Here is a 14,240-nt window from a genome sequence, read left to right as displayed (position 1 = left end):
AGCCCCCCGGATCGCCGCATGACCGACAGTTTCGTCACCCAGTGCCCACATTGCCAGACCAGCTTTCGCGTCACCCATCACCAGTTGAGCGTGGCGCGTGGCGTGGTGCGCTGCGGCAACTGCCTGCAGGTGTTCAACGCCGCCAAGCAGTTGCTGGAGCAGAATCGCGCGGCGACGGGGCAGCCGGCAACTCCGGCCGCCGAGCCTGAGCAGGCGGCCGAGCCGGTCGTGGCACAGGTCGTGGCACCGGCCATAGAGCCGGTGCCGCCGGTCAAGCAGGACTGGGCCAGCACCGCCGAGGCGCTGGAAGACTTCGACCTCGATCAGGAGCTGGCTCGCCTGGAACGGCGTAGCCCCGGCGACCGGCGGGCCGCCACACCAGCACCCACCTTGCATGCCAGCCGTGACGAGCACGGCATCGACGAACACAGCGACGAGCCATTCGGCACCGCCACCGACGACCCTGTCGAGCCCCTGGCGCAGCACACCGAGGCGCCGGTACTGGTAGAACAGGAGCCGCTGGACCTGGTGCCGGCTGCCGACGAACGCACCGAACCGACCCTGGGCAGCGCCGAGCTCGACCTCGACGACGAACCGGCCGTCAGCCACCCAGCACAGCACGATGACCTCGATGCGCCGGTCGAACGCTTGACCAGCCGCGACGAGCCGCTCCCCGAGCCAGGCCTGTCGGCACTGGACGACGGCCTGCGCAGCGAACGCCTGTCGGCCCGCGATGCGGACGAACTGGACGAACAGCCCGACGAGCGTGTGGAGCCGAGCCTGGCGCTCAAACCCGAGCGCACGCGCAAGGAACCGCTGGTCGATGTGGTCGACGACCCCTTGCAACTGGGCTGGGAAAAGCCCGCCCCGAACTGGGGCAAGCGCCTGTTGTGGGGGCTGCTGACGCTGCTGGCGGCCGGTTTGCTGGCATTCCAGTACATCTGGTACCACTTCGACGAAATGGCTCGCCAGGACCAGTACCGCCCGTGGTTCCAGCAGCTGTGCCCGATGGTCGGCTGCCAGGTGCCGACCCGCGTCGACATTTCGCGGATCAAGAGCAGCAACCTGGTGGTGCGCAGCCACCCTGACTTCAAAGGCGCGCTGATCGTCGATGCGATCATCTACAACCGCGCCCCCTTCGCCCAACCTTTCCCGCTGCTGGAGCTGCGTTTCGCCGACCTCAATGGCCAGCTGATCGCCAGCCGACGCTTCAAGCCCAGCGAGTACCTGTCGGGGGAGCTGGCCGGCCGTGGCGAGATGCCCAGCCAGACACCGATCCACATCGCTCTGGACATCCTCGACCCGGGGCCCAAGGCGGTGAACTACAGCCTGAGCTTCCGCTCGCCGGAGTGATCCGGCCCTGCCCGGCGCCGGCTCACCGGCGCCAACCGGCTGTCCCAAACCCTTGGGCATAACGCCGCAACTGTTCAGATTTTATCCAGATTCATCTTTATCCGGTCATCGAGAGCGGGTATTATGCCCACCCTTTTTCGACTCCAATGATTCGGCCCCACAACAGGGAACACCTATGTCGGCGGTACGCATCGGCCCATACACACTGCACAACAACCTGATCCTTGCGCCAATGGCCGGGGTCACGGACCAACCTTTCCGTACGCTGTGCAAACGCCTGGGGGCGGGCATGGTGGTGTCGGAAATGGTGTCCAGCGACATGAGCCTGTGGAACAGCCGCAAGTCGAGCCTGCGCCGCATCCACGAAGGCGATCCCGAGCCGCGCTCGGTACAGATCGCCGGTGGTGACGCGCAGATGATGGCAGCCGCTGCACGGGCCAACGTCGAAGCTGGCGCCCAGATCATCGACATCAACATGGGTTGCCCGGCGAAAAAAGTCTGCAACAAGGCCGCCGGCTCTGCTTTATTGAGAGACGAAGCCCTGGTCAGCGAGATCCTCCACGCCGTGGTCGGCGCTGTCGAGGTGCCGGTGACCCTAAAGATCCGCACCGGCTGGGACCGGGCGAACAAGAACGGCCTGAACGTGGCGAAGATCGCCGAACAGGCCGGCATCCAGGCGCTGGCGGTACATGGCCGCACACGCGCCGACCTGTACACCGGTGACGCCGAGTACGACACCATCGCCGCGATCAAGCAGGCGGTGTCGATCCCGGTATTCGCCAACGGCGACATCACCTCGCCGGAAAAGGCCCGGGCGGTGCTGGACGCCACCGGGGTCGACGGCCTGCTGATCGGCCGTGCCGCCCAAGGGCGGCCGTGGATTTTCCGCGAGATCGAGCATTACCTGCGCACCGGCGAGCACCTGCCCGCCCCTGCGCTGGACGAAGTGGAACGCATTCTGCTGGAACACCTGGCCGCGTTGCATGCCTTCTACGGCGATGTGATGGGCGTGCGGATCGCCCGCAAGCACGTTGGCTGGTACCTGGCAACCCGACCTGGCGGCAAGGAGTTCCGCAGCCAGTTCAACGCTTTGCAAGACACACAAGCGCAGTGCGCCAACGTTCAGGCTTATTTCGCCGAACGTCGACAGAGCCTTGGGACAGAGGACGAACAAGGGGTGGCCGCATGACGATGATGACCGAGACAATTGTGAGTGGAACAACGCCCGTGAGCGATAACGCCAACCTCAAGCAGCACCTGAACACGCCGAGCGAGGAGGGCCAGACCCTGCGCGACAGCGTCGAGAAGGCGCTGCACAACTACTTCGCCCACCTGGAAGGCGCTACCGTCACGGACGTGTACAACCTGGTGCTCTCCGAAGTCGAGGCGCCCCTGCTCGAAAGCGTGATGAACTACGTCAAGGGCAACCAGACCAAGGCCAGCGAGATGCTCGGGCTCAACCGAGGCACGCTGCGCAAGAAACTCAAGCAGTACGATCTGTTGTAAGGCCAGAACCCCAACCAAAAAGGCGCTCGTAACGAGGCGCCTTTTTTGCTGACTCCACCGCGTTATGGAATCTGAAATGACCGACCAGACTACCCGCCTGCCGATCCGCCGCGCTTTGATCAGCGTCTCCGACAAGACCGGGATCCTCGAATTTGCCCGTGAGCTGCAACAGCTCGGTGTCGAGATCCTGTCCACCGGCGGCACCTACAAGCTGCTCAAGGACAACGGCGTCAACGCGGTGGAAGTGGCCGACTACACCGGCTTCGCCGAAATGATGGATGGCCGGGTCAAGACCCTGCATCCGAAGATCCACGGCGGCATCCTCGGCCGTCGCGGCACCGACGACGCCATCATGAACGAGCACGGCATCAAGCCGATCGACCTGGTCGCGGTCAACCTGTACCCGTTCGAAGCCACCATCAGCAAGCCGGGTTGCGACCTGCCGACTGCCATCGAGAACATCGACATCGGCGGCCCGACCATGGTCCGTTCGGCAGCCAAGAACCACAAAGACGTGGCCATCGTGGTCAACGCCAGCGACTACGCCGGTATCGTCGAAGGCCTGAAGGCCGGCGGCCTGACCTACGCCCAGCGCTTCGACCTGATGCTCAAGGCGTTCGAGCACACCGCCGCCTACGACGGCATGATCGCCAACTACATGGGCAGCATCGACCAGACCCAGGACACCCTGTCCACCGAAGGCCGCAGCGAGTTCCCGCGCACCTTCAACAGCCAGTTCGTCAAGGCCCAGGAAATGCGCTACGGCGAGAACCCGCACCAGAGCGCGGCGTTCTACGTTGAAGCGAAGAAAGGCGAAGCCAGCATCTCCAGCGCCATCCAGCTGCAAGGCAAGGAGCTGTCGTTCAACAACGTGGCCGACACCGACGCCGCGCTGGAATGCGTGAAGAGCTTCGTCAAGCCGGCCTGCGTCATCGTCAAGCACGCCAACCCGTGCGGCGTCGCGGTCGTGCCGGAAAACGAGGGCGGCATCCGCAAGGCCTACGACCTGGCCTACGCCACCGACACCGAATCGGCCTTCGGCGGCATCATCGCCTTCAACCGCGAGCTGGATGGCGAAACGGCGCAAGCCATCGTCGACCGCCAGTTCGTCGAAGTGATCATCGCCCCGAAAATCTCCCAGGCCGCACGCGACGTGGTGGCCGCCAAGCAGAACGTACGCCTGCTGGAGTGCGGCGAGTGGCCAGCCGAGCGTGCCGCCGGTTGGGACTTCAAGCGCGTCAACGGTGGCCTGCTGGTGCAGAGCCGCGATATCGGCATGATCACTGCCGATGACCTGAAGATCGTCACCAAGCGTGCGCCGACCGAACAGGAAGTCCACGACCTGGTGTTTGCCTGGAAAGTGGCCAAGTTCGTCAAGTCCAACGCCATCGTCTACGCCAAGCAGCGCCAGACCATCGGTGTCGGCGCCGGCCAGATGAGCCGCGTCAACTCGGCGCGTATCGCGGCGATCAAGGCCGAACATGCTGGCCTGCAGGTACAGGGTGCGGTCATGGCCTCGGATGCGTTCTTCCCGTTCCGTGACGGCATCGACAACGCGGCTAAAGTGGGTATCAGCGCGGTCATCCAGCCGGGTGGCTCGATGCGCGATGCCGAAGTCATCGCCGCTGCCGACGAAGCCGGTATCGCGATGGTGTTCACCGGCATGCGCCACTTCCGCCACTGACAGCAGCGGCAAGCTTCAAGCTGCAGGTTGTAAGCAAGAGCAGTCCACACCAGCCTTGGCTTGCAGCGACAGCCACTAGAATCCCCAGGCTGCATGCATTGAGTAGCAAAGCGCGATCCGCTTTTTCTTGATGCTTGCAGCTTGCAGCTTCTCCGAAGGAGTCTGTAATGAAAGTTTTGATCATCGGCAGCGGCGGCCGTGAGCACGCCCTGGCCTGGAAAGTCGCCCAGGACCCACGGGTCGAGAAAGTCTTCGTGGCGCCAGGCAACGCCGGCACCGCCACCGAAGCCAAGTGCGAAAACGTCGCCATCGACGTGACCGCCCTGGAGCAACTGGCCGACTTCGCCGAAAAGAACGTTGACCTGACCATCGTCGGCCCAGAGGCCCCGCTGGTCATCGGCGTGGTCGACCTGTTCCGCAGCCGCGGCCTGGACTGCTTCGGTCCGACCAAGGGCGCTGCCCAGCTGGAAGGCTCCAAGGCCTTCACCAAGGACTTCCTGGCCCGCCACAAGATCCCGACCGCCGACTACCAGAACTTCACCGAGATCGAGCCGGCCCTGGCTTATCTGCGTGAAAAAGGCGCACCGATCGTGATCAAGGCCGACGGCCTGGCCGCCGGTAAAGGCGTGATCGTCGCCATGACCCTGCAGGAAGCCGAAGACGCCGTGCGCGACATGCTCGCCGGCAATGCCTTCGGTGAAGCCGGTTCGCGCGTGGTAATCGAAGAGTTCCTCGACGGCGAGGAAGCCAGCTTCATCGTCATGGTCGACGGCCACAACGTGCTGCCGATGGCCACCAGCCAGGACCACAAGCGTGTCGGCGACCAGGACACCGGCCCGAACACCGGCGGCATGGGCGCTTACTCCCCGGCCCCGGTGGTCACCGCCGACGTGCACCAGCGCGTGATGGACCAGGTGATCTGGCCGACCGTGCGCGGCATGGCCGAGGAAGGCAACGTCTACACCGGCTTCCTCTACGCGGGCCTGATGATCGACAAGGCGGGCAACCCCAAGGTCATCGAATTCAACTGCCGCTTCGGCGACCCGGAAACTCAGCCAGTCATGCTGCGCCTGGAGTCGAGCCTGGTGCTGCTGGTCGAAGCCGCCTTCGCCAAGGCCCTGGACAAAGTCGAAGCGCAGTGGGACCCGCGCCCGAGCCTGGGCGTGGTACTGGCTGCCGGTGGCTACCCGGGTGACTACGCCAAGGGCGCTGCGATCAGCGGCCTGGACGCTGCCGCCAAGCTCGAAGGCAAGGTGTTCCATGCCGGTACCGCGCTGAAGGATGGCCAAGTGGTCAGCGCCGGTGGCCGCGTACTCTGCGCCACCGCCATGGGTGATACCGTCGAGGCCGCCCAGCAACAGGCCTACCGCCTGGCCAAAGAGGTCAAGTGGGAAGGCAGCTTCTACCGCAACGACATCGGCTACCGGGCCATTGCCCGCGAGCGCGGTGAACACCAGCAGTGATGCTGTAGCCCAGGGCCGTTGCGCACGGTCCTCGGCTCGTCGGCAAGGCCCCCGCGGGGCCTTGCCTTCGCCTTGGCGCGCCGCGCATAGTTGCTATCCGGCACATTAGCTAAGAAGGGATTTCGTCGTGCGTCGGCTTCGGATTGCCACAGCCCTGATCATCAGCCTGCTGACCCTGTTCTGCCTGCTCCCGGCTGCGGCCGAAGACGCCGGCGGCTGGTCGGTGCTGCTCGACGAACAGGCCAATCTGCAGCTTTCCGACGTACGCTCCGAGCGTTACCGCAACCAGTTCAGCCCCCTGCCGCTCGACGAACTAGACGCTGCCCTCCCCGACCAGGCCCTGTGGCTGCACTACCGCCTGGAACCCGGCGAGCAGGAGCAGTTGCTGCGCATCTTCGCCCCCGACCTGTCACGTATCGACCTCTACGCCCTCGAAGGCGGCAAGCTGCTGCGCCAGCTGCACCACGGGCGCCAGGGCGAGACCAGCACCCTGTCGATCAATGGCAGCGACCACGTGTTGCCACTGCCACGCAGCAGCCAGGCGGTGGATGTATACCTGCGGCTGGTGTCGGAACACCAGTTGCGCCCGGCCATCAGCCTGGAACCTGCCGCCGAGGCCGCATCCGACCAGCGCCAGCCGCTGCTGTTCGGCCTGCTGTTCGGTGGCCTGGTGATGCTGATTCTGCACAACCTGATCCGCTTCGCCTACAGCCGCTCCAGCACCACCCTGATCCTGGCGCTCTACCACGCCCTGATGCTGCTCAGCGCACTCATTCTGCTCAACCTCAGCGGCCCCTGGTGGCACCTGTGGTACAGCGCCCAGACCCCAGCCGCCTACCTGACCCTGATGCTGGCCGGGCTGTCCGGCCTCTACTTCACCCTGCACTTCTTCGCCCCCTGCAGCTCGACACGCATGAGCCGCCTGCTGCACGCAGAGATGCTGGTGGCCGCTGTCAGTGGCCTGGTGCTGCTGTTCGTCGACACCCTGCCGCTGAACCTGATGACCTACGCCCTGCTTGCCCTGGGTAGCCTGAGCATGCTGCTGGTCAGCAGCTATCACTGGTACAAGGGCTATGGCCCGGCGCGGCTGTTCGCCCTGGCCATGCTGGTGTACAACATTGGCGGCCTGGTGCTGCTACCGGCACTGCTCGGCCTTACGCGCACCCCCACACCCTGGCTGCTGTGCATCCTGATGGTGCTGACTGTGGTCAGCGGCCTGCTGCTCAACCTGGCCGTCAGCGAGCGCCTGCGGCGCATCAGCGAGGAGCGCTTCCGCGCCAGCCGAGCCCTGGCCGCCAGCGATGCCGAGATCAACGCCAAGGCCGAGTTCCTGGCCAAGATCAGTCACGAGATCCGTACCCCCATGAACGGCGTGCTGGGCATGACCGAGCTGCTGCTGGGCACGCCACTGTCGGTCAAGCAGCGCGACTACGTGCAGACCATCCACAGCGCCGGCAACGAACTGCTCACCCTGATCAACGAAATCCTCGACATCTCCAAGCTCGAATCGCGGCAGATCGAACTGGACGACGTGCAGTTCGACCTCAACGCCTTGATCGAAGACTGCCTGAACATCTTCCGGGCCAAGGCCGAGCAGCAGAACATCGAGCTGATCAGTTTCACCCAGCCACAGGTGCCACGGGTGGTCAGCGGCGACCCGACCCGCCTGCGCCAGGCCCTGTCGAGCCTGCTCGACAATGCGCTGAAGAACACTGAACAGGGCGAGATCCTGCTGGTGGTGGCGCTGGACCAGCGCGGCGACACCCCGCGCCTGCGCATTGCCGTGCAGGACAGCGGCGCACCCATGGCGCCGGCCGAGCGCGACGCCCTGCTGCAGGCCGAACTGCACAGCCGCCACTTCCTCTCCAGCAACAAGCTCGGCGGCCACCTCGGGCTGGTGATCGCCAAGCAGCTGATCGGCCTGATGCAGGGGGAGTTCGGCATCAAGACCAGCACCAGCATGGGCAACACACTGTGGCTGACGCTGCCGCTCGACCCGCACCGTCTGGAGCAACCGCCGACCGACCTCGACAGCCCGCTGCGCGACGCGCGGGTGCTGGTGGTCGACGACAACGACACCTGCCGCAAGGTCCTGGTGCAGCAATGCAGCGCCTGGGGCATGAACGTCAGCGCCGTGCCTTCCGGCAAGGAGGCGCTGGCCCTGCTGCGCACCAAGGCGCACCTGCGCGACTATTTCGACGTGGTGCTGCTCGACCAGAACATGCCCGGCATGACCGGCATGCAGCTGGCAGCGAAAATCAAGGAAGACCCAAGCCTGAACCACGACATCCTGGTGGTCATGCTCACCGGCATCAGCAATGCGCCGAGCAAGGTCATCGCCCGCAATGCCGGGGTCAAGCGCATCCTTGCCAAGCCCGTGGCCGGCTACACGCTCAAGACCACCCTGGCCGAAGAGCTGGCCCTGCGCGGCCGCGAACTGGCCGCACCGCCATTGCCACCGGGCATCCAGCAACCCCTGGACCTGCCGCACGACTTCCGCGTACTGGTGGCCGAGGACAACAGCATCTCGACCAAGGTCATCCGCGGCATGCTCGGCAAGCTCAACCTCGAACCGGACACCGCCAGCAATGGTGAAGAGGCCCTGCAGGCGATGAAAGCCAAGCGCTACGACCTGGTGCTGATGGACTGCGAAATGCCGGTGCTCGACGGTTTCTCCGCCACGCAACAGTTGCGAGCCTGGGAAACCGCCAACCAGCGCCCGCGCACCCCGGTGGTGGCGCTGACCGCGCACATCCTCGCCGAACACAAGGAACGCGCACGCCTGGCCGGCATGGACGGGCACATGGCCAAGCCGGTGGAGCTGTCGCAGTTGCGTGAGCTGATCCAGTTCTGGGCAGGGCAGCGCCAGGTGGTCACCGCGCCCCTGGAATGAGCCGGCACAAGCGGCGCAGCCCCCTGTAGGAGCGGCCTCGTGCCGCGAAAGGGCTGCAAAGCAGCCCCAGCGATTTCGCATGAAGACAAACATCCTGGGGCCGCTTCGCGCCCCTTTCGCGACACAAGGCCGCTCCTACAGGATCCGTGCTATACAGTTGCCACTCTACCCGCTGCGGACCACCCCCATGCTCCATGAGTTGTTCAGCGTCTACCTGAAAATGCTCGTGCTCTACAGCCCGTTCTTCGTGCTGTCGTGCTTCATCAGCCTGACCCGTGGCCATTCCAGCAAGGAGCGCAAGCAACTGGCCTGGCGCGTGGCCATCGCCACGCTCATCGCCAGTGTGCTGCTGTACCTGTTCGGGCGGGTGATCTTCGGCGTGTTCGGCATCACCGCCGACGCCTTCCGTATCGGCGCCGGTTCGGTGCTGTTCATCTCGGCGCTGGCCATGGCCCAGGGCAAGTCGGCGATCCAGACCGACAATGTGCAGCAGGACGTGACCATCGTGCCGCTGACCATCCCGCTGACCGTCGGCCCGGGCACCATCGGTGCGCTGTTGGTGATGGGGGTGGGCCAACCGCACTGGGACGACAAGCTGCTGGCCATCGTCAGTATCGCCCTGGCCAGCTTCACCGTCGGCCTGGTGCTGTACCTCTCGCACCGCATTGAACGCCTGCTCGGCGACCAGGGCCTGCAGATCGTCAGCCGGCTGATGGGCCTGTTCGTCTGCGCCCTGGCGGCGCAGATCATCTTCACCGGGATCAAGGGCTACATGCTGCCGTAACGCGCCTCAGCTCATCTTGCATAGCCTTGAGTCAGAACCCGGCGGATGCCGGGTGAGACTCGAAGGCTAAGCATGTGCCGTTCAGCTGGTCAGGCTTTCGCGGGGTACCAGCGCGGCGTGTAGACCCACTGGTTGCCGTCGGCACGGGGGAAGGTGCAGGTGGTCGACGAACCGACCAGCACCATGGTGCGCATATCGACCATCTCGGGCACCAGCTCACCCAGCGTCACCGTCCTGAGGGTCTGCCCCGGGCGCCCGATGTCACGCCCCAGCACCACCGGCGTGTGCGCCTGGCGATGGCGGCGCACCACTTCCAGTGCATGGCCCAGCTGATGCGGCCGCGACCTGGAAATCGGGTTGTAGAACGCCAGCACCAGGTCGGCCTGGGCCGCCAGGTCGAGGCGTTTTTCGATGATCGACCAGGGCTTGAGGTTGTCCGACAGCGACATCACGCAGAAGTCGTGGCCCAAGGGTGCCCCGGCTTGTGCGGCGGTGGCCAATGAGGCAGAGACGCCCGGCAGGATCTCAAGGTCAACCCGCTGCCAGGCCGGGTCACTGGATTCGTGCAGCGCCTCGAGCACCGCGGCAGCCATGGCGAACACACCCGGGTCGCCCGACGACACCACCACCACCGAGCGCCCTTGCGCCGCCAGCTCGAAGGCATGGCGGGCACGCTGCATCTCTTCGCGGTTGTCGGTGCAGTGCAGCACCTGGTCATCGCGGAATGGGCCGGCCATGCGCACGTAGGTTTCATAGCCCAGCACGTCCTGGGCCCGGGCCAGTTCGGCCTTGACCGCCGGCACCATCAACTCGGCGGCGCCAGGGCCCAGGCCGATCACGGCCAGGCGGCCACGACGGCGACCCAATTGCGCACTGTCGACCGGCATTGCAGCAACCGCCACAGCCAACCCGGCATGGGTTTCGACCCGTGCCTGCGGCAGTGTATCGGCCAGCATCTGCTCAAGGCTGCTGGCAGCAGGGGCGAAGCGCAGGGCAAGGTTCAGGCTTTGCGCAGCCTCGTGCAGAGCCGGCTCGGCCATGTCGGCTTCGCTTGCCAGCAGGCAGGCCAGCGCCGCTTCGGCGATACCCGCCGCCTGCAAGGCTTCACGCACCTGTCGGGCCAGGTCGGCGCCACCGGCCGCAACCGCCACCACCACGCAACGGGCATGGATCACCAGCTCATCGCGGTTGGCCGGGCGCGCAGCACTGCCCACATGGAGGGTGCGCTGCGCGTTGTCGCTGACCGGCAACTGGGCATGGTCGAGCCAGGGTGCATCGCCTTCGATACGCAGCGTTTCCCCGGCCAGCAGGTCGGAGACAAAACGCTTGCCCTGCTCCAGGTCCGCCAGGGCATAGCCCTCTGGCGGGTTGAGCAGGCAGGTGCCGAAACGCAGCTCACCGCTGGTGGTGATCGCGGCATTCACGCCCAGTGCCTCGGCGATTTCCCGGGCCATGACATTGACCCCGCCCAGCCCACCGAGCAACGGCACCACGGCGCTGCCGTCCTCGGCCACGGCCAGCACCGGCGGCTCTGTACCTTTCTCGTCGAGCAGCGGCGCCAGGCTGCGGATCACGATACCGGCCGCGCACAGTGCGATGATCGGGGTGTCCTGCCGATACAGGGCCCGCAGGGTGTCGCCGAATGCACTGTAGTAACTGTCAGCCCCCTCCACGCGCCCTTGCAGGCCATTGATCACGGCCTGTGGATAACATTGCTGAATGCGCTGCGCGGTCGCCAGGCTGCCGGGGCCGAGAATGACGATGGCCGGTGCGTTGTTCATCCCTGCCATTTTTCACCTGGCACGATGATCAGCGAGAAGTACGGCGAGGACTGTGGGTCCACCTCGTCCAGCGCGACGATTTTCTGGTTGGCCATGGTCGCACGCTCGACGTACAGCGCGCGGCCATCCATGCCCAGTTCGGTGAGCGCCTGGCGAACCTTGGGGAAGTTGCGCCCCAGCTTCATGATCACCGCCGCATCGGCATCGCCCAGGCGCCGCTTGAGCTCGTCGGCAGGCAGCACGCCGGAGAGCACGGTCAGGGTCTGGTTGCGATACACCAGTGGCGCGCCCAGTACCGAGGCACCGCCGAGCATCGAGCAGACGCCCGGGATCACCTGGGCCTCGTAGCGCGACGCCAGGCGGTCATGCAGGTACATGTAGGAGCCGTAGAAGAACGGGTCGCCCTCGCAGATCACCGCCACATCGCGGCCGGCGTCGAGGTGTTCGGCCACCTGCACACTGGCTTCGTCGTAGAAGTCGCTGATCACCTGCTCGTAGGACAGCGGCGCCGGCAGCGCTTCGGTGGTCACCGGGTACACCAGTGGCAGCAGGGTCTGCTCGGCCTGCAGGTGCGCCTCGATGATGCCGAAGGCATTGCCACGCTTGCCCTTGGCCACGAAGTACGCCACCACCGGCGCTTCACGCAGCAGGCGCAGGGCCTTGACCGTGATCAGTTCGGGGTCGCCAGGGCCCACGCCCAGGCCCAGCAGTCGTCCGCGTGGCTGCATCATTCCACCTCCGTGGCGAGGGCATTGACCGCGGCGGCGGCCATCGCGCTGCCGCCCAGGCGGCCCTGCATGATCACGAAGGGCACGCCGCGGCTGTCGGCGGCGAGCATGGCCTTGGACTCGGCTGCACCGACGAAGCCGACCGGGAAGCCAAGGATCAGCGCAGGCTTGGGTGCACCAGCATCGATCATTTCCAGCAGGTAGAACAACGCGGTCGGCGCGTTGCCGATCACCACCACGCTGCCTTCCAGGTGCGGGCGCCACAGCTCCAGGGCCACCGCCGAGCGGGTGTTGCCCTCGGCCTTGGCCAGCTCCGGCACGCTGGGGTCGCGCAGGGTGCAGATCACCGGGTTGTTCGCCGGCAGGCGCGCGCGGGTGATGCCTTCGGCGACCATGTGCGCGTCACACAGGATCGGCGCCCCCTTGGCCAGGGCTTCACGCCCAGCGGTGCCGGCACCCTCGGAGAACTGCAGGCCGTCGATGGCCTCGACCATGCCGCAGGCATGGATCACGCGCACGGCGAGCTTCTCCAGGTCGGCGGGAATGCGCTCGAGCCGGGCCTCCTCGCGAATGATGCGGAATGAATTGCGATAGATCTCCTGACCATCGCGGATGTAATCAATCATCAAGGTGCTCCGTCGGCAGGTCGAGCATGGCGCCTGCTTCTTCTGGGGTGAGGTTGGCGGCGCGCAGCCTGCCGAAACCCGGCAGGCGCGCATCGCGCAGGTAAAGGTCGTAGCGGCCCGGGGCGCAGGCCAGCAAGGTGGCCGGGGCGACATGGGCCACGGCGCAGGAACGGGGGCAGGCGGACAGGTGCACGCTGGCGGGGGCGCCATGCTGCAGCCGGGCGGCCAGGGCAACGGCGTCGGCCTTGGTGTCGGCCAAGCCCTTGGCACAGCCGCTGGAGCCGGTACAGGCGGTGACACGGGCCAGTGGCTGGTCAGGGGCGCAGAGCAGGCCCAGCGCCGCGAGCTGATCGCGAGCCTGGTCGATAGCGTTCTGGGCGACCGAAGTCAGCACCAGGCTCTGCCAGGGGCTCAGGCGCAGGCTGCCGTCACCCCACTGCCGAGCGATATGTGCAGCGCCACGCAGCATGGCCGGCGTCAGGCGCCCCAACGGCGGGGCCACGCCGAGGGCCAAGCCTTGACCTTGCGCCAACACGCCCAGCCAGGCGCCCGGTGCCTGGGTACGCCGCCAGCTCAATACGGCATCGTCGCGGCGGATCTCCAGCCCATCGATGAACTGCTCGACGCTGCAGGTCGCCAGCAACAGACGCATGCGCGACTGATCGGGCGTGGCCAGGTCGAGAAAGCGCGCAAGCACCGCCCTGACCAGCGCCAACCCCTGCTCCACCGGCACCGCGCCCACTGGCGGGTCGACCGGGCAGCCGGCCAGGCCGAACATCAGCCAGGTGCGCTGCTCCAGCCGTGCGGCGCACAGCCACAGATCATGGGGGTGTTCGAGCATCGCCAGCCCTTCACCGCCGTCGAGCTGCACGGCGAACTTGGCCGACAGCTCATGGAAGCGTGGTGTGCCTTCGAGCAGGTCGAGGATCTGCCCGGCCAAGGGCCGGGTGTCGAACAGCATGCTCGGGTCGAGCCCGGCCAGCGGACTGAGCATCAGGTTGCGCACATCGTCGCCGGCCGCCTCGCGCGGGCCAAGGCCTGCCGCCAGCAGGTACTCGACCAGCCCGTGGTGGTCGTTGCCGATGCCACGGATCTGCAGGTTGCCGCGGTTGGTCGCCTCGATCACGCCGCCAGCGAAGCGCTCGGCGGCGTCGGCCACGGCCTCGGCCTGGTCAGCCAGCAGCAGCCCGCCAGGCAGCTTGATCCGGCAGATGCCGCCATCGCGCGCGGCGACGACGCGCCACAACCCCGGGCAGGCCGAGGGACGAGGCGTAATGTTGGGGGGCTGGGCCTGCTTCAAAGGGGCATCCGGCAATCGTGAAGGTGCGCTTCAGTGTAGAAGGCGCGGTATTATGCCTGCTTTGTCCGGCGGCATGAAAAGCCGGTGGTCGAACGATGATTCCAGGGGGCTGCTGCGCAGCC

General features: G+C 66.1%; 11 protein-coding genes. 7 read left to right on the top strand and 4 right to left on the bottom strand.

What is annotated here, in order from left to right; genetic code table 11:
• The first annotated feature begins 18 nt into the window (after positions 1-18).
• The 7 genes from ABE459_RS09245 to ABE459_RS09215 all read left to right on the top strand — a co-directional run bounded on the left by ABE459_RS09245 (position 19) and on the right by ABE459_RS09215 (position 9,683).
• Positions 19-1,353, top strand: coding sequence for a DUF3426 domain-containing protein (locus tag ABE459_RS09245; RefSeq protein WP_323830405.1), 1,335 nt, complete (start codon positions 19-21; stop codon positions 1,351-1,353).
• Positions 1,354-1,528: 175 nt separating this feature from the next.
• A complete protein-coding gene (dusB, locus tag ABE459_RS09240; protein ID WP_110992941.1) occupies positions 1,529-2,542 on the top strand; it encodes a tRNA dihydrouridine synthase DusB in 1,014 nt (337 codons plus the stop codon).
• Positions 2,539-2,859: a DNA-binding transcriptional regulator Fis gene (gene fis / locus ABE459_RS09235; protein ID WP_125465705.1), complete on the top strand. Its 321-nt coding sequence runs from the start codon at positions 2,539-2,541 to the stop codon at positions 2,857-2,859. The genes dusB and fis overlap by 4 nt, the downstream gene beginning before the upstream one ends.
• Before the next feature lie 76 nt (positions 2,860-2,935).
• Positions 2,936-4,543: a bifunctional phosphoribosylaminoimidazolecarboxamide formyltransferase/IMP cyclohydrolase gene (gene purH / locus ABE459_RS09230; protein ID WP_110992942.1), complete on the top strand. Its 1,608-nt coding sequence runs from the start codon at positions 2,936-2,938 to the stop codon at positions 4,541-4,543.
• 167 nt (positions 4,544-4,710) lie between these two features.
• Positions 4,711-6,006 carry a phosphoribosylamine--glycine ligase gene (gene purD / locus ABE459_RS09225; RefSeq protein WP_125860581.1) on the top strand — a complete coding sequence of 432 codons (1,296 nt, stop codon included), beginning with the start codon at positions 4,711-4,713 and terminating at the stop codon, positions 6,004-6,006.
• A gap of 127 nt (positions 6,007-6,133) precedes the next feature.
• The gene (locus ABE459_RS09220) at positions 6,134-8,899 is read left to right on the top strand and encodes a hybrid sensor histidine kinase/response regulator (RefSeq protein WP_125860583.1); all 2,766 of its coding nucleotides are present in this window, start codon (positions 6,134-6,136) and stop codon (positions 8,897-8,899) included.
• Between the two features lie 187 nt (positions 8,900-9,086).
• Positions 9,087-9,683, top strand: coding sequence for a MarC family protein (locus ABE459_RS09215; RefSeq protein ID WP_110992945.1), 597 nt, complete (start codon positions 9,087-9,089; stop codon positions 9,681-9,683).
• Positions 9,684-9,772: 89 nt separating this feature from the next.
• Here the strand turns inward: ABE459_RS09215 and cobJ are convergent, their stop codons facing one another.
• Genes cobJ through cobG form a run of 4 tightly spaced genes read right to left on the bottom strand, consistent with a single transcriptional unit; the run spans position 9,773 to position 14,133 of the window.
• Positions 9,773-11,464 (bottom strand): precorrin-3B C(17)-methyltransferase, encoded by a 1,692-nt coding sequence (cobJ, locus tag ABE459_RS09210; protein ID WP_323830406.1) that lies wholly within the window; start codon positions 11,462-11,464, stop codon positions 9,773-9,775.
• The gene (locus ABE459_RS09205) at positions 11,461-12,195 is read right to left on the bottom strand and encodes a precorrin-2 C(20)-methyltransferase (RefSeq protein ID WP_323830407.1); all 735 of its coding nucleotides are present in this window, start codon (positions 12,193-12,195) and stop codon (positions 11,461-11,463) included. The genes cobJ and ABE459_RS09205 overlap by 4 nt, the downstream gene beginning before the upstream one ends.
• Entirely contained in the window at positions 12,192-12,818 is a 627-nt protein-coding gene (locus ABE459_RS09200) for a precorrin-8X methylmutase (RefSeq protein WP_110992948.1), read from the bottom strand. The genes ABE459_RS09205 and ABE459_RS09200 overlap by 4 nt, the downstream gene beginning before the upstream one ends.
• Positions 12,811-14,133 carry a precorrin-3B synthase gene (cobG, locus tag ABE459_RS09195; protein WP_323830408.1) on the bottom strand — a complete coding sequence of 441 codons (1,323 nt, stop codon included), beginning with the start codon at positions 14,131-14,133 and terminating at the stop codon, positions 12,811-12,813. The genes ABE459_RS09200 and cobG overlap by 8 nt, the downstream gene beginning before the upstream one ends.
• Positions 14,134-14,240: the final 107 nt, after the last annotated feature.

It is taken from the genome of Pseudomonas sp. TWI923 (genome assembly GCF_039673365.1).
Taxonomy (GTDB): domain Bacteria; phylum Pseudomonadota; class Gammaproteobacteria; order Pseudomonadales; family Pseudomonadaceae; genus Aquipseudomonas; species Aquipseudomonas sichuanensis.
This window is presented reverse-complemented; position numbering and strand designations above follow the sequence as displayed.